The organism is Azospirillum sp. FG154 (assembly GCF_057809575.1).
This window is the reverse complement of sequence record NZ_JBMDKF010000013.1, coordinates 85,138-108,891: the sequence shown is the minus strand read 5'-3', so window position 1 is coordinate 108,891 and position 23,754 is coordinate 85,138. Positions and strand designations below refer to the sequence as shown.

The 23,754-nt window shown below is 60.7% G+C and carries 19 protein-coding genes and 1 pseudogene; 6 read left to right on the top strand and 14 right to left on the bottom strand.

Features of this window, described 5'->3' with window-relative positions; translation table 11 throughout:
* The first annotated feature begins 66 nt into the window (after positions 1–66).
* Together ACODS4_RS16300 and ACODS4_RS16295 are read left to right on the top strand one after the other, a co-directional pair.
* Positions 67–909: an AAA family ATPase gene (locus ACODS4_RS16300; protein ID WP_488865436.1), complete on the top strand. Its 843-nt coding sequence runs from the start codon at positions 67–69 to the stop codon at positions 907–909.
* Positions 906–1,391: a hypothetical protein gene (locus tag ACODS4_RS16295; RefSeq protein ID WP_488865434.1), complete on the top strand. Its 486-nt coding sequence runs from the start codon at positions 906–908 to the stop codon at positions 1,389–1,391. Before ACODS4_RS16300 ends, ACODS4_RS16295 begins: the two co-directional genes overlap by 4 nt.
* 53 nt (positions 1,392–1,444) lie before the next feature.
* Here ACODS4_RS16295 and ACODS4_RS16290 read toward each other — a convergent pair whose 3' ends face one another.
* The gene (locus tag ACODS4_RS16290) at positions 1,445–2,359 is read right to left on the bottom strand and encodes a hypothetical protein (protein ID WP_488865433.1); all 915 of its coding nucleotides are present in this window, start codon (positions 2,357–2,359) and stop codon (positions 1,445–1,447) included.
* 171 nt (positions 2,360–2,530) lie between these two features.
* On the opposite strand from ACODS4_RS16290, the pseudogene ACODS4_RS16285 reads away from it, so the two are divergent.
* A pseudogene (locus tag ACODS4_RS16285) lies at positions 2,531–2,862 on the top strand (ISAs1 family transposase); the annotation flags it as partial.
* 289 nt (positions 2,863–3,151) lie between these two features.
* Entirely contained in the window at positions 3,152–4,108 is a 957-nt protein-coding gene (locus ACODS4_RS16280) for a hypothetical protein (RefSeq protein WP_488865431.1), read from the top strand.
* A gap of 10 nt (positions 4,109–4,118) precedes the next feature.
* On the opposite strand, the gene ACODS4_RS16275 is transcribed toward ACODS4_RS16280, so the two are convergent.
* The 5 genes from ACODS4_RS16275 to ACODS4_RS16255 form a co-directional block, all read right to left on the bottom strand.
* On the bottom strand, positions 4,119–5,339 hold the full coding sequence (locus ACODS4_RS16275) for a calcium-binding protein (protein ID WP_488865429.1): 1,221 nt from the start codon (positions 5,337–5,339) through the stop codon (positions 4,119–4,121).
* Between the two features lie 59 nt (positions 5,340–5,398).
* Entirely contained in the window at positions 5,399–5,695 is a 297-nt protein-coding gene (locus tag ACODS4_RS16270) for a hypothetical protein (protein WP_488865427.1), read from the bottom strand.
* A gap of 117 nt (positions 5,696–5,812) precedes the next feature.
* Entirely contained in the window at positions 5,813–7,060 is a 1,248-nt protein-coding gene (pseC, locus tag ACODS4_RS16265) for a UDP-4-amino-4,6-dideoxy-N-acetyl-beta-L-altrosamine transaminase (protein WP_488865425.1), read from the bottom strand.
* Between the two features lie 13 nt (positions 7,061–7,073).
* On the bottom strand, positions 7,074–8,129 hold the full coding sequence (gene pseB / locus ACODS4_RS16260; RefSeq protein ID WP_488865423.1) for a UDP-N-acetylglucosamine 4,6-dehydratase (inverting): 1,056 nt from the start codon (positions 8,127–8,129) through the stop codon (positions 7,074–7,076).
* Between the two features lie 358 nt (positions 8,130–8,487).
* Positions 8,488–9,426: a replication protein RepA gene (locus ACODS4_RS16255; RefSeq protein WP_488865421.1), complete on the bottom strand. Its 939-nt coding sequence runs from the start codon at positions 9,424–9,426 to the stop codon at positions 8,488–8,490.
* 682 nt (positions 9,427–10,108) lie between these two features.
* Between ACODS4_RS16255 and ACODS4_RS16250 the strand changes: the two genes are divergently transcribed.
* Complete coding sequence (locus tag ACODS4_RS16250; RefSeq protein ID WP_488865419.1) at positions 10,109–11,545, top strand: mannose-1-phosphate guanylyltransferase/mannose-6-phosphate isomerase; 1,437 nt, start codon at positions 10,109–10,111, stop codon at positions 11,543–11,545.
* Between the two features lie 57 nt (positions 11,546–11,602).
* Here the strand turns inward: ACODS4_RS16250 and ACODS4_RS16245 are convergent, their stop codons facing one another.
* The 5 genes from ACODS4_RS16245 to rfbC form a co-directional block, all read right to left on the bottom strand.
* Positions 11,603–12,556: a UDP-glucuronic acid decarboxylase family protein gene (locus ACODS4_RS16245; RefSeq protein WP_488865417.1), complete on the bottom strand. Its 954-nt coding sequence runs from the start codon at positions 12,554–12,556 to the stop codon at positions 11,603–11,605.
* A 49-nt stretch (positions 12,557–12,605) separates the two neighbouring features.
* Positions 12,606–13,469: a glucose-1-phosphate thymidylyltransferase RfbA gene (rfbA, locus tag ACODS4_RS16240; RefSeq protein ID WP_488865415.1), complete on the bottom strand. Its 864-nt coding sequence runs from the start codon at positions 13,467–13,469 to the stop codon at positions 12,606–12,608.
* 63 nt (positions 13,470–13,532) lie between these two features.
* Positions 13,533–14,426: a dTDP-4-dehydrorhamnose reductase gene (rfbD, locus tag ACODS4_RS16235; RefSeq protein ID WP_488865413.1), complete on the bottom strand. Its 894-nt coding sequence runs from the start codon at positions 14,424–14,426 to the stop codon at positions 13,533–13,535.
* Positions 14,423–15,502 carry a dTDP-glucose 4,6-dehydratase gene (rfbB, locus tag ACODS4_RS16230; protein WP_488865411.1) on the bottom strand — a complete coding sequence of 360 codons (1,080 nt, stop codon included), beginning with the start codon at positions 15,500–15,502 and terminating at the stop codon, positions 14,423–14,425. The genes rfbD and rfbB overlap by 4 nt, the downstream gene beginning before the upstream one ends.
* A gap of 84 nt (positions 15,503–15,586) precedes the next feature.
* Entirely contained in the window at positions 15,587–16,138 is a 552-nt protein-coding gene (gene rfbC / locus ACODS4_RS16225) for a dTDP-4-dehydrorhamnose 3,5-epimerase (RefSeq protein ID WP_488865527.1), read from the bottom strand.
* A 255-nt stretch (positions 16,139–16,393) separates the two neighbouring features.
* Between rfbC and galE the strand changes: the two genes are divergently transcribed.
* Positions 16,394–17,419 carry a UDP-glucose 4-epimerase GalE gene (gene galE / locus ACODS4_RS16220; protein WP_488865409.1) on the top strand — a complete coding sequence of 342 codons (1,026 nt, stop codon included), beginning with the start codon at positions 16,394–16,396 and terminating at the stop codon, positions 17,417–17,419.
* A 41-nt stretch (positions 17,420–17,460) separates the two neighbouring features.
* Here the strand turns inward: galE and ACODS4_RS16215 are convergent, their stop codons facing one another.
* From ACODS4_RS16215 to ACODS4_RS16205, 3 genes are read right to left on the bottom strand one after another with little or no spacing between them, the layout of a single operon-like run.
* On the bottom strand, positions 17,461–18,045 hold the full coding sequence (locus ACODS4_RS16215) for a D-sedoheptulose-7-phosphate isomerase (RefSeq protein WP_488865407.1): 585 nt from the start codon (positions 18,043–18,045) through the stop codon (positions 17,461–17,463).
* Positions 18,046–18,063: 18 nt separating this feature from the next.
* Positions 18,064–22,548 (bottom strand): glycosyltransferase, encoded by a 4,485-nt coding sequence (locus ACODS4_RS16210; protein ID WP_488865405.1) that lies wholly within the window; start codon positions 22,546–22,548, stop codon positions 18,064–18,066.
* Positions 22,548–23,747, bottom strand: coding sequence for a glycosyltransferase family 4 protein (locus tag ACODS4_RS16205; RefSeq protein WP_488865403.1), 1,200 nt, complete (start codon positions 23,745–23,747; stop codon positions 22,548–22,550). Before ACODS4_RS16205 ends, ACODS4_RS16210 begins: the two co-directional genes overlap by 1 nt.
* Positions 23,748–23,754: the final 7 nt, after the last annotated feature.

Below are 23,754 nucleotides of genomic sequence, written 5' to 3'. Positions count from 1 at the left end.
TGCGGAACGCCTTGCGCGATAGACCGGCGGCTCTCACGGATTGGCAAATTCTTCTCAATTTATCAGTTGGATGTCTCACACAACGCAAAAGCGGGCGCCAACCCAAGAGCCCAAACGGCCTTTTGCCATTTTGCCCAACAATCCAATGATGCAAGCACCCTCTTGCCTGTTTGGCGGAACGGTGCTTACAGTCGACCGCGTCGTTCCTGTCCAACCGTTCGGAGCAGCCTTTCCGTGATTACCATTGCATTGGCGAGCAACAAAGGTGGCTGCGCCAAGACCACGATGGCCTGCGCCCTGGCTACGGATCTGGCGCTTGATGGCTTGCGCTCCTGCATCCTGGACTGTGATCCCAACCAGCACGCCGCTGCGTTTGGCCGCCGCGCCAATCTGCCGGGTTTCTCCATTGTTCCCAACGTGGGTGAGGAAAGCGTCATCGGTGAGATCCGCAACGCGCGTAACGCGTGCGACTTCCTGATTCTTGATTTGCCCGGGGTCGCCTCCCGCCTGACCATTTTGGGGATTGGCAAGGCGGCTTTCGTCGTTGTGCCCTGCCAGCAATCGGCCCCGGATCTGCGCGATGCGCTGCGGACGAATCATCAAATCGATGAAACCGGAGATATTGGCAACCGCAGCATTGGGCGCGCTTTGCTGTGGACGCGGGTGCCGTCAGGCTTTGAGAGCCGGGTGGCGCGGCAAATCCGCAACGACGGCGAAACCCGCATGCCGACCTTTTCCGCCAGCCTGATGGAGCGGACCGCCTATAAGGAAATGCTGTTGACCGGCGTGCCGCCCCGTGTTTCGGATCCCGATGGCGCCGCAGCCGCCAACATCCAGGCCATCAAGTCCGAATTGTTGAAGCGACTGGCCGATCTTGACGCCGCAGTTCGCACGGAGGCGCACGCATGAGCAAGACCCGCCGCGACCGTCAACCCTTGCCTTCGGCGTTTGATGACGAGGATCTGCCACCTTCTCGTGGCGATGCGCCGGTGAACCGATCCGACTTGTCGGCCCTTGCCGCCTTGGCCGATGGGGTGGACGACCAACGCCTGTTGGCGGGAGCTGATGAGTTCGCCGCCACCGTTGGCCTGCCCTCTTTGCGACCGGTGGCCACGATGTGGCGTGCTCCAGAACCACCCCCAGCCCCGATGGCCATTCCAGAACCACCTGCCCGTGAGCCGACGGAAGAGTTCAAGGTCACGGTGCCCCGCTATCTCAACCGCCAGCTCGCCGCCCTCGCCGCCGAACGGCGCGTGACCAAACAGTATCTGGTTTTGGAGGCCCTGCGCGCGGCTGGTTATCGTTTGGACGATGCGGACCTGCATGAGGATGGTCGCCGTTATCGCGGTCGTCGCGTGATCGAACGGGACGGAAGCCCCAAAAAGGGATGACGGCCAAGAACCCAAAAGGGTATTTGGGTTCTTAGTCCGAGTAGCCTTTTGGGTTAATTCCCAGTTGCTTGAGAACCACTCTTGGTCGACGCGACGTGGAACCTGTGGGGAGGGGCGTCGGCAAAAGCCAAGCGTCGATTGAGATAACGTGGATCTTCATGGCGGATCTCCAGGAACGCCGCGTTCTCGCGCGACGGCTTGTAGACCGCAAAATGCCGGATCAATCCCAACGTGGCGGCGCTCTCCAGCGGCCCGATGAAGCTGGTGGCCCGGTCCAGAAAATCCGGCATGGCGGCCCACCGGCGCATCTGCGCATCATTCAGGAAGAAGCAACCGCTGTGCGGGTTTGGCACTCGCTGAAACGCAACGCGACCGCCAAGATGAGGCGCGTCTATCCACGTGGGCAGATCCTGTCCAATCTGGTTCGGCACCAGTTCACGCGCACGGGGAGAACCATCAATGTACAGCCGCCGGATCGCCCCTGTATCGGCCACTTCAAAACGGTTGGGCTGCAACACACAACGTTCGTCCTTGGTCAAGCCCAGGAACCAGTCCAATTTCTGGAAGAAAAACAGATCCTCGATCCGCAGATCATCCTCCATATAGACATACCAATCATAATGCCCCAATGCACCGCGCAGCACCTCGTGACATTCATAACCCAACAGCGGCGGAGAGGCGTTGGTCGCAAAGCGGCGGCACAGCCCCGGCGGAAGATGATCGGCCAGATGGTCATCCCCCGTTGTGCAGACCACAACGTCCAGCGTGGCGGTGATTACCTGATTGCTCGGACGCACGCACATTTCCGGAGCGTGCAACACCCCTTGTCCCGAGCCAAAAGCTTGATGCAAGGCCACAAGACAGGCTTGGAGACCAGCCAACCGAGGCCGGTGGTCGGGGGCCAGTGACCCATAATAACCGAGATTCGTTGCCCGGAAGTAATGCGGGATGGTGACGAGAATGCGCATGGCAGAGGCGTTGGCTCCCGAAAGCTTTCCTCCTAATGCCCATGTCGCAGCGGTTCCGTCAACCAGCCCTGCCACCAATCGCAGGGCAATCGCTTCAGGTTAACGCGGTTGGGGATTCCGTTGCGGCTGGGAGTGTGATTCGTAGCGGGCTTGTTTTTGATGGAGTCCGCCATGTCGCCCGTGCCGTCCCGTTCGATCCTGGCGCATTTTTCGGCTTTGAGGGACCCGCGCCAACACTGGCGTGTGCTCTATCCATTGCGGGAAATCCGCCTGTGGGGGATCTGCGGCTGGAGTTTCTGCATCGGTTTCTTCCCTATGAGCGGGGCATTCCGGCTCACGACACCTTGAGCGACGTGGTCAACGCGCTGGACCCGGACCCGTTCAAGGACTGCTTTACCGCCTGGGTGGAAAGCCTGCGTGAGGCGGCCCCCGACATCATCGCCATTGACGGCAAGACCTCGCGCCGCAGCCATGACCGGGCGGCGGGGCGTGGGCCCTTGCATCGTGCCGCCCTTGGGGTGGCGCTCGGCATCGACGTCTTCACAGCCCTTCTCGGCATCGTTCCCCTGCTGATCTTCCGTATCCCTCAGGAGTTGGAGCCGCAGACAATCCCGGCATGGTTCATAGCGCCAGTATGACGCCTCTCTGCGTTCGGCTTTTTCTGGACGGCGGCGCGTACAACGGGGTACCCATGCGGGCATCGCACACACGACCCGGCAGCCAGGACGGGCACGAGGCTTCGACGGGACCGGTCGTCTCCCTTTCACCCTTTCAGCCGGACGCTTCAGCGCTTTGTTTTTCCAGATCCTGCGCCTGACGGTTCTTCTGTTGGCCCCCCTCTGGTTGTCGCTGGGAGTGGAGGTGCTGGAATTGCGCGTGTCACTGCCCGGACCAGTTCTCGATTGGGCGCGCAAGGACAAGAACAAAGAGTTCGACCCCAGCGCCTTCCCGATGGCGGGATGGCGGGAGGCCGCCTATCTCACCGCCAACCCCGACGTTGCCGCCGCCGTCAAGGCCGGACAATGGCGCAGCGGTTACGACCACTATCTGCGTTTTGGTCGGACTGAGGGGCGGCCAGGCGCTCCGGGATCGCCCGCCTCTGTGGCTGCAAAGACGGAGACGGCTCCGCCCCCCCTTGAACCCGCCCCAACAGCGCCTCTTGTCGCCACCGCCCTCCCGTCCCCGCTGGCGCCGCTGATCGCCCCAGAAGCCCCACCGGCGATGGCCGCTCCCACACCGCAAGCCGAAGCGGAGAAAGAGCAACTCGCCCTTAAACCGATGGCTCTGCCCCCAATTCCGTCCATCAAGCCAACGCCGAACCCATCGCCCGCCGCATCAGCGCCAACAACCCCAATCCAAACGCTCCAACCCCAAGCGGCCCCCACCGGTCCGATCAAGCCCTCATCCCAAACGCTTCAGGTGTCGCAAATCCGTGCGGCCACCAACGGCGGAACCACACGTGTGGTTCTCGACCTCAATGGTCCGCCCCGCTTCACCCAATTGGGTCAACGGGCGCCGGAACGGGTGGAACTGGTCTTGCCAGGCACATTGTGGAAGGCCGCCCCCTCCGGCGCCTTCACCGGCGCCTCTCTGACCTACCGGATTGTCATGGCAAACGGCGCCAATCATCTGATTTTTGGCGGGCAAGGTTCCATTCAGATCAAAAGCATCTTCGCTTTGCCGCCGGAAAAGGATCACGGCCACCGTCTGGTCATCGATCTGGCCGTGCCGGTCAAAAAGCGTCCCTAAAGCATTCCACTTACAGAACGAAATCGAAATACGAGAAGGTGTAGTTGGCGATGTCGACCTCGATGCGGAAATCTGCGGTCAGATCGGCGTTCACATTGCCTTCAATCATCGTCACGCCGTTGGAGGTCTGGTAACGCAACTGGCCCGCCGCCGTAAACGCGTCGGTTCCAATAAAGGCAAAGCTGTCGTTCTCGGTCGTTCCGGCAATCGCATCGATTTCCGACACGTCGATGCGGTCGGCTTCGGCCCCCAGCGTGGCGTAACTGGCGGTTCCTGTTTGCACCGCCGTCGCCACGGCGGCTCCCTTGAAATTCACGATGACATCCGGGGCGGTGAGCGTCGATTCGTTCAGGTTGCGGATGGAGAACAGGTCGTTGCCAAGACCACCGTCCATGAGATCGGAATCGACGCCGCCAATCAGCGTGTCGTTTCCAGCCCCACCCAACAAAACATCGCTCTGCGACACCACCGGCGCGCCGCCCGACATCGCGATCGCGGTTTCATGGGCGCGATCAGAATAGACATCGCCAAACAACAGATCGTCGCCGTTTCCACCCCGCAAGGTATCCGCCCCAAAGCTGGCGTACAGCGTGTCGTTGTCGGCCCCGCCATCCAGAAAATCCGCGCCGCCGCCGCCGTCCAGCCAGTCGTTTCCAGCATCCCCCATCAGTGTGTCAGCCCCGGATTGGCCAAGAGCGTCACCGTTCAGCCGGTCATTGCCGATGCCGCCAAACAACAGGTCGTTGCCCAGTCCACCTTCCAAGGTGTCATTGTCAGCCCCGCCGAGGAGAACATCATCACCCGCGTGCCCAAACAACGCATCGGCGCCAGCGAGACCAGAAATGGTGTCGTTTCCCAGCCCACCGCCGATCCAATCACCAACCACCGTTCCAACCAGATAATCGGCGGCGGTCGACGCGCCTGCCACCGCCACCAGATCCGAAATCGACGGCTGTGCGACCGTGTCCAGGCTGGAAACCGAGATCAGCGCGCCGCTGCTTGTCTGAAGAAACTCGATCCCGGTCAGGGTGTCGGCGCCATCCGGCCCGGTGATGAACAAACTGCCGCTTGTGCCAAACGATGTGGCGTAGGTTGCAAAATCACTGGTGAGAAGGAAACGGTCGATCCCACCAAGACCGGTCACGCTGTCGGCGCTGCTGGTTCCTGTCAGAGTGTCGGCGTTCGCCGTTCCAGTCACAACAGTCATTTCCCACCCCGTTCGGTTGAACAAACCCCAGCGTGAACGATCTCACCCCACACCCATCACACCATCATGTCTGGTCTGACGGATCAGACGACCTGAAGATAGGCCGGATCCAAGGCGCCATGCCGGAAGGGGATCCAATCCTTGTGGTCGGCGCGGTACTGCAAACCATAGGGATTCTTGAAGAAGATCTTCTGAAGCGGCTGACCGCCCTCAGCGCGGGTGCGGTCAAGATCAATCAGCGGCGACGGAGCAAACACCTTGTCCCACAGCTCAGTGTTGTCCACCTCACGGCCCGCGTTCTTCACATAGTCACGCGCGGTGTCGCTGAGCTGCCATGCCTCTTCGACCATCGCGTAATAATCCACAGTGCCTTCGGCCATGGTCTCAACTCCCAAAAAGCGTTTCGCTGAAAAAGCGTTGCGGATACATGGGCTGACATAGCGCATTTCCGACGCCAAAGGAATACGGCTGCGCCCGGCAAACCCGTTGCGCGCGTGTCATGCGTCAGTTCCTCCGGCTCCCATCAAGGCCACCTCCAACGCCCCGACCACCCGATCCACATCGTCATTCGTCATGCTTGGATACAGCGGCAAAGACAGGGTTTGCGCATAGTGCTGCTCCGCTCCCGGCAGAGACAGGCTGCCGTACCGTCGCTGCCAATAGGGTTGCCGATGAACCGGAATGTAATGGACCTGACTGCCAATAGCCTGCGCCCGCAACGCGGCCATCACCCGCGCCCGTGATCGCCGGGCCATCGCAAAGTCGATGCGGACCGCGCAGAGATGCCACGCCGGACGACACCAGGGAACCGTGACCGGCGCTTTGACCAACGGGGACAAAGAAGCCAGACGGTCGGCATACCGCGCCATCAAGGCCGCCCGGCGTTCGATGAAGGCCGCAATCCGCCCCAACTGGCTGAGGGCCAAGGCGGCATGAATGTCAGACAGCCGGTGGTTGAAACCGGGTTCTTCCATCTCATAATACCAGGGGTTTGGCTGATTGTTCTGGTCATAGGCCTCAACAGGATTGGCGAACATTGCGGTTCCCTCCTGTCCGGCCCGGCGGATGCCGTGGTTGCACAGACGACGAACCCGCTCCATCAACACAGGGTCCTGACCAGTAACGGCCCCACCTTCTCCCGCAGCGATCGTTTTAACTGGGTGAAACGAAAAGACGGTCAAGACGCTGTGCGCACAAGCGCCCACGGGGATTTCGACAGAACCATCACGGTCGACGGCTCCCACCGCGTGACAAGCGTCCTCGACCACCGTCAAATTTTCGTCTCTTGCCCACCGACCCAGCGCCGCCATTGCTGCGGTTTGACCTGCGTAATGGACAGGGGCCACGACCCGGGGACGCCAGCCCGCCGCGCGCGCGCGGATCAAAGCCGCCTGCGCGTGTTCAACCCCCATCAAACCGGTGACGGGATCCACATCTGCAAAAGCAACCTCGGCTCCGGCGTGGCGGGCTGCCGAGGCGGTGGCCAGAAAGGTGTTCGACGGCACAATGACCGCATCCCCGGCCCCAACCCTCAAAGCGGCGTAGGCCAACCGCAAGGCTGCGGTCCCATTGGCGCAAGCGACAGCTTCGGCGGCTCCCACATGACGGGACAATGTCCGCTCAAAAGCCGTGACCACCGGCCCTTGTGTCAGCCAATCACCGCGCAACACCGCCGTGACAGCGGCAATGTCCGCATCATCCACCGTCTGGCGACCATAGGGAAGAAAGGGACGCGTCCCGGTCATGCGGTCTCTCCTGTCAGCGGCTTTCCTCCAGCAAGGTGCGGAGCCGTTCTCCGCTCAGCCAATCGTTGTTGCTGTCGCTGGCGTAGCGAAAGCCATCCGTGACAGGTTTTGCGTTCAACCGTTCATAGGGGGCATGTTGCCAAAAGGTGAAAGCGGGTTCGATGACAAAACGATCGACCAATTCATAAGTCTGTCGTGAATCATCTTCCGTGATCATCACCTCATGCAATTTTTCGCCTGGTCGAATGCCAACCATCTTCAACGGCAAATCAGGAGCCATCGCTTGTGCGAGGTCTGTAATCCGCATGCTAGGAATTTTCGGTACGAAAATTTCTCCACCAAGCATCATGGCAAAGCAGGACAGGACAAAATCAACGCCATGCTGCAACGTGATCCAAAAGCGGGTCATTCGTTTGTCGGTGATCGGCAGATGATCCACCCTTTGGGCGATCATCTTATCAAACAAGGGCACGACGCTGCCTCGTGATCCGACGACGTTGCCATAGCGGACAACGGAAAAACGGGTGTCTTGAGCACCGGACAGGTTGTTTGCGGCGATGAAGATTTTGTCGGATGCCAGTTTGCTGGCCCCATAGAGATTGATCGGATTGGCGGCCTTGTCGGTTGACAAGGCAATTACCCGTCGCACACCAGTTGCCAACGCCGCCCGGACCACATTTTCCGCGCCATAGACGTTGGTGTGGATGCACTCCATCGGGTTGTATTCCGCCGCAGGCACATGTTTCAGAGCGGCGGCATGAACACAGAAATCGACGTTCCTCATCGCCAGTTCCAGACGCTCGCGATCACGGACGTCACCGATGAAGAAACGCAACGTTGTGGCCCATTCTGCGGGCATCCGCTGCTGCATTTCGTATTGTTTGAACTCGTCGCGGGAAAAAATGATGACCCGGCGCGGTTTGGCGTGGCTCATCACGGTTTCGATGAAACGTTGACCGAACGACCCGCTTCCTCCTGTGACCAAAACGGAGCGTCCATCGAACATCCTCAGTCCGGCTTCGAGGGTTTGTTCAACGGAAAGATCAAGGGATTCTTTGGGTTTTGTCATCGCCGCCGGCCTCGCCTGTTTCCCCACTTGGAAGCGACCAACTGTAATCGGCTCTTCCTGATTATGGGGTTAATTTACCCTGAAACCGCTGGTAATGCGCTTTCTCCAGAAAAAATCAACCTCTGAATTCATCGGTATGTTTTTTACTACTTTCTGTAGCCGCGTGCAGTCCTGGAGGCTCATGTCATTGGAAAAGCGTTTGGAGTCTTGTCGCAGGGCCTTTTGATCGGAAACGATGGGGATTATCCCAGATGGGCGCAGTGGAAAGAGCGTCAAGAAACAGGTGATGTGGCTCTCATCACCTCGGCGAACCGAGGTCTTGACGCTCTTTACGTTGCGCCCATCTGTGTTTTTGCAATCAACGATACAGTTGGGCCAGTTTGCGCTCTGGAATTGGTGGCGGAGAAGGGTGCAAAAGAAGCCCTTGCTCTTCTACCTCAACCCGTGCGTCCGGATAAACGGCAAGAGCCAATTGAAGGGCTTCAATAAACCGTTTGCGAAAATCTCGCAAACGACTGTAGCCTGCTCCAAATTGTTCAAACACAGCTGGCCAAGTAATTGGTGTCGTTCGAGACAGACTGTGCAATCGATAGGCCAGCCAAATGTAAATGTCGATGCTGGTGCTGTTGTTTTGGATGTGCCGCAACGCGGGTTCCCAAATTGGTACCGGATGCGCTTTCAATTCCCGAAAGAAAGCTTCGGACAGAAGCACGCGGTCTTCCCACAAGGTGCCCTGATCGGAGCCTGTGTTGGCAGAGAAATGGATCCCGCCTTTGACAATCGATCCCTTTTCAAAACCGATGCTGTGCGCGTCTTCCCAGGCGAAGGTCAGGTTGCACGCGGCGATGCGGGACGCTTGCTCTCGGATATCACGGTAGGTTTGGCCGCCCACGGAAAGGCCCATCCGATCCAGCCATTCATGCATGCTCCGCCCCAGTTCGACTTCGCGGCTGTCGGTCTGGATTGCCCGTGTTTGCAGGTACAGGAGAATCATCCGGGCGCGGCTGCCATACGGAACCCCGTAAAGCTTGAATCCTCCATTGCGAACTGGCAGTCGTCCTGGCTCGATCAGCAGACGAATCTTATGGCCGCGTCGTTCCCATGGCTGGTCATCGGGAAGACGGCGATGAGGAAGTGCGGTCAGCGCAAAACCTGAATAGGTGATGCCAAGCTCTTGCCGTTCTTCTTCTAGGACGGCCGCGGCGACGTCAACTAGGGAACGCTTCTCCGGATCACTCTGGAGAGCTTTTGCCTGGTCGCGTCCAAGCTGGGTGACCAACTGATGTATCTGTCCCATAGCGGGCTGACCTTGGCAGGACTTTCTGAAAACCCCTATATCACGGGGTTTCCCTGTCAGCAATTTGGAGTCTTGTCGCTCAAACTATTTGTTAGGTTATTTGATTCAGTTAATAGTTTGCGCGACAAGACTCCAGTAGAGAATCGCGATTCGCGCGACAAGACTCCAGAATTGTCGCGACAAGACTCCAGTGGATAGTCGATTCGCTCTGTGGATTTATCGTCCTCCCGGATGCGGCGCTGGTCCAACTGCAAGGTTGCGAATCGGGACATTGGCGGAATCCTTGGGTTTTCCTGTCGTTCCGAGTCGCGCTTTTGTCGCGCCCTTGCCGAATCGTCTCCTGTTTGGAGTTCTGTCGCGCCCCTGCTGATTGGTGTGGTTGGTCGTGTCCCTTCAGCGCGTTTGCCGGTGGAACGGGGCGCGACAAGACTCCAAATTCAAGGAGGCTCGTTTCAGCGGATTTCGTCGCGTTCCGTCGCATAGAACCCGACTGGGGCTTTGGTTGCAGGGCAGGGTGTGGCTGGGTTTGGAGTCTTGTCTCTCCCCCCCTGAGGCGCTGGGCCGACGCTTGTGGATCGCAAAGCGGTCGGTCTATAACGATCCGCTCCAATTCGGTGGCCCTGGAAGGCTGAACGACCGGTTGGGGTGATCGCGTCGAGAGCCAAGCAATAGGACGACCGCCATGAGCAGCGTTTCCGCGCAGAAGATCGTTCCGGTGTTGCTGTCCGGTGGTTCTGGTTCCCGTCTGTGGCCCTTGTCGCGGGAGCTGTATCCAAAGCAATTCCTGCCTTTGTGTTCTGATCGCACGATGTTCCAGGAAACAGCGCTTCGAGTGGCCGATGGCGTGGTCTTTGCCCCACCGTTGGTGGTCTGCAATCAGGAGCATCGTTTTCTGGTCGCCGAGCAACTGCGGCAATCCGGGCTGAAGCCGCGCGGCATTCTGCTGGAACCGGTCGGGCGCAACACCGCAGCGGCGTGTGCGCTTGCCGCCCTCAGCGTTGCGGCGGTGGATCCCGACGCGCTGCTGCTGCTGCTGCCCGCTGACCATGACATCCGCGATGGCGCGGCGTTTCATCAGGCTGTGGCGACCGCTGCCCAAGCCGCTCAAACCGGACGATTGGTCACGTTTGGCATTGCGCCGACGACCCCGGAAACGGGGTATGGCTACATCCGCCGCGCCGCGCCGCTTGCGGGCGTGGACGGTGCGTTCGAGGTGGCCGCTTTCGTTGAAAAGCCGACGCTGGAGGTGGCCAAATCCTATCTGGCCGATGGTGGATATGCCTGGAACAGCGGCATGTTCCTGTTCCCCGTTGGCCCGCTGTTGGCTGAGTTGGAGCGTCATGCCCCGGCGGTGGTTGCCGCCTGTCGGGCGGCTCTGGACGCGGGGCAATCCGACCTTGATTTTTTCCGCCTTGATGCGGCGGCGTTTGCTGAATCCCCGTCCATCTCCATTGATTATGCGGTTATGGAGCGGACGACCATGGCCGCTGTCGTTCCATGCAGCCTGGGGTGGACCGACGTCGGGGCCTGGGCGGCCCTGTGGGAGGTCGGCGGCAAAGACGCCAACGGCAACGTCATCATCGGCGATGTGATGCTGGAAGAGGCCAGCGACTGCTATGTGCGCAGCGACAAGCATCTGACCGCCGTTGTCGGTCTGAAAAACGCGGTGGTGGTGGCGGTGGACGATGCCGTTCTGGTCGCCGACCGTGATCGGACTCAGGATGTGAAGCGCATCGTTGATCGTTTGAAGAAAGCAGGACGCAGCGAGGCGGTGAACCATCGTCAGGTCCACCGGCCCTGGGGATCCTACCAGTCGCTGCACACCGGGGACCGTTTCCAGGTGAAAAGCCTGACCATCGCTCCCGGGTCGCGCCTCTCGCTGCAAAAGCACCACCACCGGGCGGAGCATTGGGTGGTGGTGAACGGGACAGCCTTGGTCACGCGGGGGGAGGAGCAGGTGATGGTGTATGAGAACCAGTCCATCTACATCCCTATCGGCACGGTCCATCGTCTGGAAAATCCCGGCAAGGTGCCGTTGACCATCATTGAGGTGCAGTCCGGCTCCTATCTGGGGGAGGATGACATCGTGCGGCTTGAGGACTCCTACGGACGCAACTGAAATCGACCGGGCGGATGCCGGTTCGAGTGGCGTCCGCCCCGAACCGGCGCGCGCGGATCAGGCGAAGAAACGGTCGCGGAAATAGGCGATGGTGCGTTCAAGTCCGGCGTCGAGCGGCACCACCGGCTCCCAATCCAACAAAGCTTTGGCCTTTGAAATGTCGGGGCGGCGTTGCTTGGGATCGTCCTGCGGCAGCGGCTTGTGTTCAATGCGCGACGCGGAGCCGGTCAACCGAATGATCTTTTCGGCCAGTTCCAGCATGGTGAATTCACCGGGGTTGCCGAGGTTGAGCGGGCCGGTGATCTCGGCAGGCGTGTCCATGAAGCGCAGGAAGCCTTCAATCAGATCATCGACGTAGCAGAAAGCGCGGGTTTGTTGCCCATCGCCATACATCGTGATCGGTTCACCCTTCAGCGCTTGGATGATGAAGTTCGACACCACGCGCCCGTCGTTGGGGTGCATGCGTGGACCATAGGTGTTGAAGATGCGGATGACCTTGATCGACAGCTTGTGCTGCCGATGATAATCGAAGAACAGAGTTTCCGCGCAGCGTTTGCCCTCGTCGTAACAGGCGCGCGGCCCGATGGTGTTGACGTTGCCCCAATATTCTTCGGTTTGCGGGTGCACGACCGGATCCCCATAAACCTCTGAGGTCGAGGCCTGCATGATCCGGGCGTTCAATCGCTTGGCCAACCCCAGCATGTTGATGGCGCCATGCACGCTGGTCTTGGTCGTCTGCACTGGATCATACTGGTAATGAATCGGTGACGCTGGACAGGCAAGATTGTAGATCTCGTCAACCTCAACGTAGAGTGGGAACGTGACGTCGTGGCGGATCAGTTCAAAATGTGGATTTGACAGAAGGTGAAGAACATTGTCTCGGCTGCCTGTAAAATAATTGTCAGCACAAAGAACTTCACATCCCTGCCCCAGCAACCGTTCGCAAAGATGTGATCCAAGAAAACCTGCGCCACCCGTGACCAAGACCCGCTTTTTTTTGAAAGAGCGCATCGATAAAATCTTTCATAGAAAATGAAGAAGAAAGAGCATTACCCTCGACTCAACTCAGCAAGCTGATGAGGTAACGGCCATACTCGTTCTTCTTTAGCGGTTCGGCCAATCTGGCAACCTGTTCACCATCAATCCAGCCAGAGACATACGCAATCTCTTCCGGGCAAGCGATCTGAAGACCCTGACGATGTTGGATGGTGCGGACGAACTCCGCCGCTTCCAACAGGCTGTCGTGTGTGCCGGTGTCGAACCAGCCATAGCCACGCCCCATCTGCTCAACGTCGAGTTGGCCGAGATCAAGGTAGGCGGCGTTCACGGATGTGATCTCCAGCTCTCCACGGGCGGAAGGCTTGACCGCGGCGGCGATGTCCAGCACCTGATTGTCGTAGAAATACAAACCCGTCACCGCCCATTTCGAGCGCGGCGACGTTGGCTTTTCCTCAATGCTCAAGGCTCGGCCATTCGCATCGAACTCGACCACGCCATAGCGCTCCGGGTCGCGCACGCCATAGGCGAAAACCCGTGCGCCCGAGGTCTTTTCTCCAGCCGCTCGCAGAAGTTGGGTCAGGCCGTGACCGTAAAAAATATTGTCGCCCAGCACCAGCGCGCAACTGTCGGTTCCGACGAAGGAGCGGCCAATGATGAAGGCCTGGGCCAACCCGTCGGGAGACGGCTGGACGGCGTAGGAGAGCGATATTCCCCACTGCGACCCATCGCCCAGCACGGTTTGGAACAGTGGTTGGTCGTGTGGGGTGGTGATGATGAGGATATCGCGAATGCCTGCCAACATCAGGGTTGTCAGCGGAAAATAGATCATCGGCTTGTCGTAGATCGGCAGCAGCTGTTTGCTGATCGCGCGCGTCACCGGATAGAGCCGGGTGCCGGATCCGCCTGCCAGAATGATGCCTTTCATATCCGCCGCCTGTCTGTCTGTGGTCTGTGGTCGCAAAGAAAATGACGTTCAAACGCCCTGCCGTCAGCTCGCCGGTTGCTGGTTGAACAACTCGTCCAGCACGCGGTCCAGGCTGTCAGCCCAATGCGGAGGAGTTACACCGAACGCCGCGCGCAGGCGAGAACCATCCAAACGGGAGTTGATCGGTCGGCGCGCCGGGGTTGGGTAGTCGATGGTGGCGATGGGTTTGACTGTGGGGCGGCGACCTTCCTCGCGTTCCAACCGCTCGAAGATCCGTTCCGCAAAGCCAAACCACGTGGTCTCACCGGTCCCGGTCAGGTGATAGGTTCCCCATGGAACATCATCGGGCTGTTCCTGGATGCGGGTGACGATGCGCAGGATGGCCGCAGCGATGTCGTTGGCGGCGGTCGGCGCGCCGGTCTGATCCGCAACGACCCCCAGCTCCGCCCGCTCCCGGCCCAAGCGCAGCATGGTTTTTACGAAGTTGCTGCCGTGAGCGGCGTAAACCCAGGAGGTGCGCAGGATGACGTGGCGCGGAGTGGTGGCGCGGACAGCGGCTTCTCCAGCTTCCTTGCTGGCCCCATAAACGTTGATCGGAGCCACCGGATCGTCTTCGACATAAGGGGAGGGCTTGGCTCCGTCGAACACATAATCGGTGGAGATGTGGATCAACGCCGCGCCTCTCGCCGCGCACAGCGCGGCGAGACGAGCCGGGCCATCGCGGTTGATCGCGAAAGCGGCATCCTGATCGTTTTCGGCCTTGTCGACAGCGGTGTAGGCGGTGGCGTTGACCACCAGAGCCGGGGCGTGCTCCGTCATCGCGCGCTCAAGACTGGTGGGGTCGCTGAGATCAATCACAGGGCGCGCCAGCCCAACGACATGGCTGCCAACCGGCCAGGATGCGCGCATCAGGGCATGGCCAACCTGCCCACTGGCGCCGAGAACCAGAATGTTCACGCCACATCTCCGGTCTTGGCGGCGGGATCGGATAGGCCCAGACGTTCACCACGATAGGACCCGTTGCGCACCGATTCCCACCAGGAGCGGTTGTTCAGGTACCATTCGACGGTTTTGCGCAAACCGCTCTCGAAGGTTTCCTGCGGGCGCCAACCCAATTCACGCTCAATCTTATCGGCGTCGATGGCGTAGCGCTTGTCGTGGCCGGGACGGTCAGCGACGAAGGTGATGAGACGGTCGTGCGGGGCGCCAGTGGGCGACAACTCATCCAACAGGGCGCAGATGCTGCGCACAACCGCGATGTTGGTCCGTTCGTTGTGTCCACCGATGTTGTAGCTCTCGCCGACCCGCCCCTTGTCCAGAACCAGCCGCAGGGCGCGGGCATGATCCTCGACATAAAGCCAGTCGCGCACATTGTCGCCCTTGCCATAGACGGGCAGAGCCTCCCCGGCCAGTCCCTTCAGGATCACCAAGGGAATCAGCTTCTCCGGGAAATGATAAGGGCCATAATTGTTCGAGCAGTTGGTCAGCACCACCGGCAGCCCGTAGGTTTCGTGCCAGGCCCGCACCAGATGGTCGCTTGACGCCTTGCTGGCCGAATAGGGTGAGTTTGGCTGATAGGCGGTCGTTTCGGTAAAGAAACCTTCGTCGCCCAGCGTGCCAAAGACCTCGTCGGTGGAGATGTGATGAAAGCGGAAACCGTCCTTGCGGTCGGCAGGCAGGGCGGACCAATAGCCCCGCGCCGCTTCCAGAAGCTTATAAGTGCCGACGATGTTGGTCTGGATGAAATCGCCGGGGCCGTCGATTGAACGATCCACATGGGATTCGGCGGCCAGATGCATCACCGCGTCCGGCTGGTGCTCCGCAAAGACCCGGCGCAAGGCCTCGCCGTCGCAAATATCAACCTGTTCAAAGGTGTAGCGTGGGTTTTCCGCCGCTCCTGGCAACGAGGACAGATTGGCGGCGTAGGTCAGCTTGTCCAGATTGACGACGCGGGCGTCGGTTTCGGCGAGGAGTTGCCGGACCACGGCGGACCCGATGAATCCGGCGCCGCCGGTGACGAGAATGCACTTCATCAAAACACCTGCGTCCTATCCAGAAAGATCAACAGAGACACCCGAATCTTTGCTCCAGAACGACCGTTGCGGATCCGGTTTGGTTCAGAACAGATCGCTCGCCTCGGAAAGACGGGGATTTTTCAGGTCCTTGTCGGACAGGAGGGCCTGACCGGCGTCCACCGGCCACGCGATCCCCAACTCCGGATCGTTCCACAAAATCCCGCGATCATGCTGCGGCGAATAGAAATTCGTCACCTTGTAGATGACTTCGGTGTTTGGTTCCAGCGTGCAGAACCCGTGCGCGAACCCGACCGGGACCAGGATCTGGTTCCAGTCGGCCGCGCTGATCACCGCAGAGACGTGCTGGCCGAAGGTTGGTGAATCCCGGCGGATGTCAACGGCGACGTCGAAGACGGCCCCGCGCACCACCCGCAACAGCTTGTCCTGGGCGAAGGGAGGGGTCTGGTAATGCAGACCACGCACGGTTCCAGCCTCTGCCGAGAGAGACTGATTGTCCTGAACGAAGTCGAGCAGAAGGCCAGCGGCTTCAAACGCACGTTTGCTGTAGGTCTCGGAGAAAAAGCCGCGATGGTCGCCGAATTTTTTTGGGCGGATGATTTTCACGTCGGGAATGGCGAGTGCGGCGATGTCCATGCTCATAGCTCCTTCTGCGCCGACGCGGCGCGGCCTTCGGCTGTCTTGGTATCGCCGAGCGCCGTCGAAGTCCATGGCGGGCTTGCCGCTGGCGGCGCGTCAATCGTCGTTTTCAGGCGAAAGCAGAGCCAATCGGGGGGAACCTGTGAAAGAGACATCCGCTGGAGCGGATGACCTGCGCAAAAGATGAGGCGGTGTCGGGGTGGTGGGTGGTAGTCTGCCCGGCTCTTGGCAATCCCACCGCGATGGAACAGCATGGCCGACCCGATTTCCTCTCCGACGACCGTTCTGGTGACAGGCGGAGCCGGCTACATCGGTTCGCATGTCGTGTTGGCCTTACGCGATGCGGGGCGGGCGGTCGTGGTTTTGGACGACCTGTCGACGGGATGCCGGACCACCGTTCCGGATGGGGTGCCTTTGGTGGTCGGCGACGTTGGCGACGCCAAGCTGGTCGAACAGACCATCGTGGCCCATGGTGTTGGGGCGGTGATGCACTTTGCAGGACGCATCTCGGTCCCGGAATCGGTTGAAAAGCCGATGGATTATTACCGCAACAACACGGCCAACAGCCTGAGTCTGATCGAGGTCGTGCGCCGGGCGGGGGTGGAGCGCTTCATCTTTTCCTCGACCGCTGCCGTCTATGGCATGCACGAAGCGACACTCCTTGACGAGGATGCGCCGACCAATCCGATCAACCCCTATGGCCGGTCAAAGCTGATGACCGAATGGATGTTGCGTGACGCCGCCGCAGCTTATGGATTGCGTTACATCGCCTTGCGTTATTTCAACGTGGCGGGGGCGGATCCGGCGGGGCGCTCAGGACAAAGCGCACGGGTGGCGACCCATCTGCTGAAGATTGCGGTTCAGGCGGCGACCGGGCAACGTCCGGACATTCAGATTTTCGGGGACGACTATCCCACTGAGGACGGCACATGTGTGCGTGACTACATCCACGTCAGTGATCTGGCGGCCGCCCATCTTGCCGCGTTGCGCCATCTGGAGGCCGGTGGTGAAAGCCTGATCTTGAATTGTGGGTATGGTCGCGGCTATTCGGTGCGGCAAGTTCTGGAGATGGTCGAGACGGTGCTTGGACGATCGTTGCCAACTCGTATCGTTTCTCGTCGCGCGGGCGACCCGCCCGCTCTGGTGGCGGGAACCAGCCGGATTCGGCGGCAACTGGGTTGGACACCCCGTTACGATGATCTACGGATCATCGTTGAGACCGCGCTATTCTGGGAAAAGAAAATAGTGATTTCGGATTCAAAACAAATTCAGAAATGAAGTCTTTATCGAAATGAAAATGGAAGGCCAGGAGTATGCCGTCAGGCCGTCGCCAGCCGTGCTTCCACCGCTTCGCACAGATGGTGGTACAGGCAGATGTGAGCTTGCTGAATGAGTGGGGTATGGCGTGAGGGCACCGCCAGCAGAATGTCGCTGAGCGCAGCCAGCTTGCCGCCGCCCTCACCGGTCAACGCCACGGTGGTCATGCCCAGCCGACGGGCGGCGTCAAAGGCGGCGACCACATTGGGAGAATTGCCGCTGGTGCTGAGACCAAGCAGAACTCCGCCCGGTTCGGCATAGGCTTCGACCTGACGGGCAAAAACGCTGTCGTAGCTGTAATCGTTGGCCCATGCGGTTAAAACGGCGGCGTTTGAACTGAGGCAGATCGCCTTTAACGCCCGGCGTTCTTTCAGAAAACGGCCAACCAGTTCACCTGTGATGTGCTGGGCGTCGGATGCCGAACCACCATTGCCGCAGACCAGCAAGGGACGCCCTTGGCCCAGAGCGTTTGCGATGCGATCAACCGCGCTTGTCATCACAGCGTCGGACAGAGTGTCGCGTGTTTTGCGCAAAACCTCAATCGATTCATTGAGATAAACGGTCAGAGACGGCGTGGTGGTGTCCATGGCGGTCGGCTTTCGTGTTCAGCGTTGGACCGTGTCGAGCCAAGCGTAAGCGGCGAGCGGGGATCGTCGTGCGCTCTTGCCGGTTTTGGGCGTGCCGATGGGCTGGCGCCACGGCGGAGCCAGACGCGGCGGCCAGGCAAGGCCCCAATCCTCGGCCTCAAGGGTCAGGTTCGGGCTGTAATAGGGATCGGCGGACGCTATATCGGCCCAACGGTTGGTCATATAGCCAATTTCGACGGCGAACTGCGCCAAACGCTCCGGCTTTTCGATCCGTCCCCGCGATGCCCCTTCATGGTGGTACATTTCAGCGTGGGGGGTCCAGACCAATCGATAGCCCGCCGCTCGCAAGCGCAAGCACAGGTCGACGTCGTTGAAGGCGACGTGGAGGTGCTCTTCCTCAAAACCTCCAACCTGCTCGAACAGAGCGCGACGAATCACCAGACAGGCGGCGGTGACGGCGGACAGATTTTGCGTCAGGGCGGCCCGGTCGGCGTAACCGGTTGCGCCGCGCGGCAATCCCCGGTGCAGATGCCCAACCAGCGTGTGCAATCCCAGACCAACCCCGGCGTGTTGGATCGTGTTGTCCGGGTAATACAGCATTGTTCCAACCGCCCCGATGTCGGGGCGGAGCGCGTGGGCGGTCATTTCCGCCAGCCAGGATGGGGCGATGGCTTCGATGTCGTTGTTCAGGAAGGCGAGAACCTCGCCCTTGGCGTGACGGACACCGAAATTGTTGATGGCCGAATAGTTGAAGGGCGCGTCATAGGTCAGGACACGGGCAGCCCCGGTGCGTTCCAATTCGGCGAAATAGGCGCGCGCCTCGTCGGTTTCGCTGCGGTTGTCGATCACCAGGATTTCAAAGCCGCCGGGGTAGACGGTGCGCGCCCGCAGGCTGTCCACACACAGGCGCAGCAGGTCGATTTTGTCCTTGGTCGGCACGATCACGCTCACAAAAGGCGCTCGTTCCGGCAACGCGTAGATGATGTGATTGGCGGCGCCTTGCAACCAGGGTTCCACCCGCGCGCCCTGCAAGGCGAGCTGCTGGGCCAGAAGCGTACGTTCGCGTCCACGGCGGGCCATCTCACCATCATCATGGGAGGGACGGTGGGACAGCACGAATGGCGCGTGACGAACCACGGGCTCCGGCCCGGTCAACATGCGCCGCAGAACCGTGGCATAAGCCAGATCAGCGCCGGTGGAGTTGGTCAGCGTGGTGGAATCGAGCAGGTCCGAGCGGATGACGACAAATGGCCCCAGATAGTTGCGGGCCAGGAAGAAGTCAGGACTCCAGTCGGGCTTGAAATGAGGGCGCGTCCGTCGCTTTCGTTGATCCAACCGATCATCGTCAGCGTAGAGGATTTCGGTGGTCGGGTCGGCGGCCAGACAATGGGCGGCCATGTACAGCGCTTGTGGCGCGAGGTGCGTGCCTGGATCAACGAAGGCCAGCCAATCGCCGACCCCAATCAGGGCTGTGGCGTCGGTTGCCAACGAAACGCGGGGATCCTGCAGCAAAGGAGCCAAGTTGTGTCGGCAGGTCTCGTCAGACGTCAGGATGACCAGCCGCCAACGGGGGTAAAGCTGTCCACGCAAAGAGGCGATGGTGTCTGCCAGATCGGTTGAATCCGCGTTCTGGGCTGGAATCACCACCGTGAAATCGGCGCTCAGGTTTGCGCCACGCCGCGAGATCGTGTTCTGATCCTCATCGGTTAAGCGGTCGAAGCAGGCCACCCAGTCTTCGTAGGTCAAGGCTGGCGCGGCGTTTTCCAACCGAATCGCGTCGTCCATCACCTGCGTCAGACGCCGGGGACCGCGCAGGATGCCGGCCAGAATCATGGCCGGGCGTTGGGCCAGCAGGAACGCCAGTAGGGTCAGGCCCCCGCAAGAGATGGCCTCAACACGATCCAGCCGGAAGCGACCGGGCCGGGCCATCGGGTCGAGGCGCAGCGCGCGCACTCCTTCGGGAAGGCGCAGAATTTGACGGCCTCGCCCCTCGCGGAGCGGTGGAAAGGTCAATTTCCCGGCTTCCGACAACCCGTTTCCGGCGTCGATGAACAATTCAGGCGTCAGTGGAAAATCAATGCCCTGACCGCTGTATCGCAACAGCACCCAACCGCTGGGCAAGCGCCCGGAGTTGGCTTCGATGAAGAATTGGGGATCATCATCATCGCTGCGGTAAAGATCACCCTCTTTGGTCAGATTGCCATGGGGAATCAGGGTCAGGCCACGCGGGCGGCAGGCAAACAGGCCAATGATCCGTTGGGTCAGACGGGCAACGCGGCGGAACGGCCCGGTCATACGCCAGGACCAAGAGGCATGCAAAGCGGCAATCATCTGTTGCTTCTCTGCATTAGACGCCTCCAGTACGGTGATGGCCTGTTGCTTTTCGCCGTTTGCAGCTTCCAAAGCAATGATGGCCTGCTGCTTTTCGCCGTTCGCCGCTTCCAAAGCAACAATAGCTCGCTGCTTTTCGCCGTTCGCCGCTTCCAAAGCAACAATAGCCTGCTGTTTTTCGCTGTTCTCGGCTTCCAAACCACCAATGACCAGTTGTTTCCCTTCGTTTTCTGTCTTCAAATCGTCGATGGCGTGCTGCTTATCCTCGTTCGCCGCGACCAAAGACTCGATGGCTTGTTGCTTTCGCTCACCATCAGCTTGCAGCAGCGCGATCGTGTGATCGGCACGGATGAAAGCTCCGCGCGCCAGCGTGACGAGATCCCCGGCCAGTGCGCCATCGACACCTTTGGCCATATAAGGGCGCAAGGCCCGCGCATGGTTAAGGCCCAGCGCGGTTGTTTTAATCATGCTGCCGGCATCGGTTCGGTACCAGAACAGCGCTTCGGGCACGGTCAACAACCGGGCGCCGTTCAGGACCGCGCGGGCAAAAAACTCGTAATCCTCGTGCCCTACCCCGTAATCCTCGGTAAAACCGCCCAGCGTGTGGAAAGTTTCGGCGCGGATCAGGGCGTTGGCGTCACCAAAGGCGTTGAACAGAACGCCAACCCCGGTTGCAGGCCCCAGAAAGAGGCGGCGGCTGTCAACAACCGGTTGACCATCGTCCTCGCGTGAGAAGGTGTCGTTGAAGCAGGTGACGATGTCGGCCCCGGACACGCGGGCGGCCCGAACCAGGACAGACAACTCCTCTGGTTTGGCCAGATTGTCATCGTCCATGAACAGCAGGTAGGCGCCCGTGGCCGCCGCCGCTGCGGCGTTGCGCGCGGCGCCAAGATAGCGGTTGCTCTGGCGGATCAGGCGGAACGTGGCAACGGGTGGGTCGCGCTCCAGCGTCGCCAGACATTCCAGCGCTTCGGGGGTGTCGCTGCCATCATCGACCAGGATCAGTTCCAGCGCCGGATAATCCTGCATGGCCAAGCTGGACAGGGCCGACCGCAAAAGCTGTGGTCGATTGAAATGGGTGATGCAGACGCTGACCAACGGTGGGGCGCCCACAGGCTCCGGTGTTGGGACGGCGGTGCGTTCCAGACGGAGGGGCATGGTGGTGCTTGGCGATGGGGCGGGCGCCGCCAGAGCCGAGATCAGTCGGTCAGCCAAATCGGCGGGTGGGCCACAGGGGGCAAAGGCGGGGCCAAGCGCCGTCAGGTCGGTGTGTCCGCGCCCGATCACCCGAACGCCAACCGCTTGGCACGAGGCGGCAAGCCATGCAACGTCACGGCGCGCGGCGGGCAGAACAGCAATGTCGGTGGCGTGCAGCGCTGTGGCAAGCGCGCCGTCTCCCTGGTCCGTCACCACCGTTGCATCGCTTTGCAGGCGGATGATGGGCGGTGGGGAGGCGGTGGTGTCGATCACGGTGACGTGGATCGGTGTTTTCAGGTGTGGCAGCGCCTGCACCAACGCCTTGTTTACAAAGCGCAAATCCGCAATGTCCAGCGCGTCGCCAGCCACGAGGATTCGGGTGCCTGCGGTGGAGGCGGGCGGGGGCGATGGAACGTTGCTCAGGTCAAGGATGGGCAGAGCAAGGCCCGTCACCGGCGCCACGCGGTCAGCCATGGATCGGCAACCGTCTTCCAGATGCAAGCGGCTCAGGGTGTCGAAATCTGGAAAGCGCCCTTCATCCAGCAACAGGCTGCGGCTTGCTCCCAGGCTCACCAACCCGACGGCGGTGAAGCTGAAGTGTCGCCCGGCGGTTCGGGCCAGCAGGCAGTAATAAGGCAGTCCAAACAGATCGGCGGCGTGAATCGCATCGTCGTTGCGATCACGCGCCCATAGGAAAAAGCGGTAAGCGAGGCGGGTGTAAAGATTTCCTTCCAACCGCATCGAAGGGCTGGGCGCGTGCTCCACCGCCACGCCATACCGTTCCGACAAGGTGCGCAGCGTCTCTTCCTGGATGGCGGGCAGGGCCTCTTCAGACACGATGCAGGCGGTGACGGACGCCCCTTCTCCGCTCAAGGCGCGGCACAAGGCCAAGCCGCAACGCCACGCGAGAGCCGCATGTCCGTCGTCACACCACGCCAGGGGAATCGCGACCGATGCGCGATGAGGGTCGGTCATCAGTGCTGGCGCCGCTGGAGATGGTGGGACAGATAACGCATGGTCCGGTTGGTGGCGCTCGACAGGCCTTCGGTGCGCAGGATTTTCCAGAATTTGGTCACATACGTCGCCACCCAGGCGCGCCGGAAGGCTGGGGCGGACTCGGCGATGGCAATGGGGGTGGCTCCCATTTGCAGACCAAGCACGGCGATCGTCCGGTCCACCGCCACGCTCCAACGGTACCTGCTCCGCACAAAGCGGTAGCCCATGATCGAATGCTGGCGCAGCAGGTTGCGGTTTCGGGCATAGGTCTTGAGCAACGACAGCATATCGGCGCTGTCTGCGGCCAGGAAAGGGGTCATTTCCGGATGCGCTCCGGTGTCATAGGCCAACCCGACGGTCCCCAGGGCTTGGGCCTCCAGAAGCGGCAGGTTGCACCCTTCCCACAAGCTCGGCGACACGAAGACGTCAAGCGCGCGCAGATACTCTGCCCGCTCCTCGTCCGTTGCGTTGAGGTGGGTGATGATGCCAGCGGCGCGGAACCCCTCCGCATCCTCCGGCGCGCCGCGTCCCATGATGTGGATTTCGGCGTTGATCCCTGACGCGCGCACCGCTGCCGTCAGATCCAGGAAGTTCCGCATCCCCTTGTAGCGCGCTTCACCGACGCCGATCCGCATCAGGGTTCCAATACGCAGGGGCGCGCCATCCCCCAGTGGAAAATCCTGCAACCCCTTGCCGCCACGATCCGGGACGTGGTCGCAGCCGTTGAAGACCAATTGGGCCTTTGGCCATGCGATGTCGCTGGTGATGAATTCCGAAATGGAGACCACGCCATCCATCGCCGGATAAACATTCGCCTGCTTGTGCCGGATGATCCGTTCGCGTTCCCCCCGGTCCTCTTCGAAGAAAGACGGGCTGGGGTCGCCATGCTCCCATGCCCAGCAGGCGAACTCTCCGCGCAGTTCGGGTAGGGCTTCAAAGAACGGGGTGGTGTGCGCAACCATGACCGTCGCGCCAACCTCCCGCGCCAGGGTGGCGATGTCCGCCGCGCGTGGCTCCACCTGCCGGATGTCCAGACCGGGAACGGTCCCGTCATGCTCCATGCAGCCGATGACGACCCGAACACCGCGCGCGGCCAGCCCGCGCGACAAGTTTTCGATCACCACCGAGACCCCATAGCCGCGGCCCATGCGGTGGCAGAGGAAAAGGAGTGCGGACATGGAATTC

Bases quoted from the DNA above. Each gene is read 5' to 3' on its own strand.
- ACODS4_RS16295 (WP_488865434.1), top strand. From the start codon at position 906: ATGAGCAAGACCCGCCGCGACCGTCAACCCTTGCCTTCGGCGTTTGAT.
- ACODS4_RS16290 (WP_488865433.1), bottom strand. From the start codon at position 2,359: ATGCGCATTCTCGTCACCATCCCGCATTACTTCCGGGCAACGAATCTC.
- ACODS4_RS16270 (WP_488865427.1), bottom strand. From the start codon at position 5,695: ATGGCCGAAGGCACTGTGGATTATTACGCGATGGTCGAAGAGGCATGG.
- pseC (WP_488865425.1), bottom strand. From the start codon at position 7,060: ATGACCGGGACGCGTCCCTTTCTTCCCTATGGTCGCCAGACGGTGGAT.
- pseB (WP_488865423.1), bottom strand. From the start codon at position 8,129: ATGACAAAACCCAAAGAATCCCTTGATCTTTCCGTTGAACAAACCCTC.
- ACODS4_RS16255 (WP_488865421.1), bottom strand. From the start codon at position 9,426: ATGGGACAGATACATCAGTTGGTCACCCAGCTTGGACGCGACCAGGCA.
- ACODS4_RS16250 (WP_488865419.1), top strand. From the start codon at position 10,109: ATGAGCAGCGTTTCCGCGCAGAAGATCGTTCCGGTGTTGCTGTCCGGT.
- ACODS4_RS16245 (WP_488865417.1), bottom strand. From the start codon at position 12,556: ATGCGCTCTTTCAAAAAAAAGCGGGTCTTGGTCACGGGTGGCGCAGGT.
- rfbA (WP_488865415.1), bottom strand. From the start codon at position 13,469: ATGAAAGGCATCATTCTGGCAGGCGGATCCGGCACCCGGCTCTATCCG.
- rfbB (WP_488865411.1), bottom strand. From the start codon at position 15,502: ATGAAGTGCATTCTCGTCACCGGCGGCGCCGGATTCATCGGGTCCGCC.
- rfbC (WP_488865527.1), bottom strand. From the start codon at position 16,138: ATGGACATCGCCGCACTCGCCATTCCCGACGTGAAAATCATCCGCCCA.
- galE (WP_488865409.1), top strand. From the start codon at position 16,394: ATGGCCGACCCGATTTCCTCTCCGACGACCGTTCTGGTGACAGGCGGA.
- ACODS4_RS16215 (WP_488865407.1), bottom strand. From the start codon at position 18,045: ATGGACACCACCACGCCGTCTCTGACCGTTTATCTCAATGAATCGATT.
- ACODS4_RS16210 (WP_488865405.1), bottom strand. From the start codon at position 22,548: ATGACCGACCCTCATCGCGCATCGGTCGCGATTCCCCTGGCGTGGTGT.
- ACODS4_RS16205 (WP_488865403.1), bottom strand. From the start codon at position 23,747: ATGTCCGCACTCCTTTTCCTCTGCCACCGCATGGGCCGCGGCTATGGG.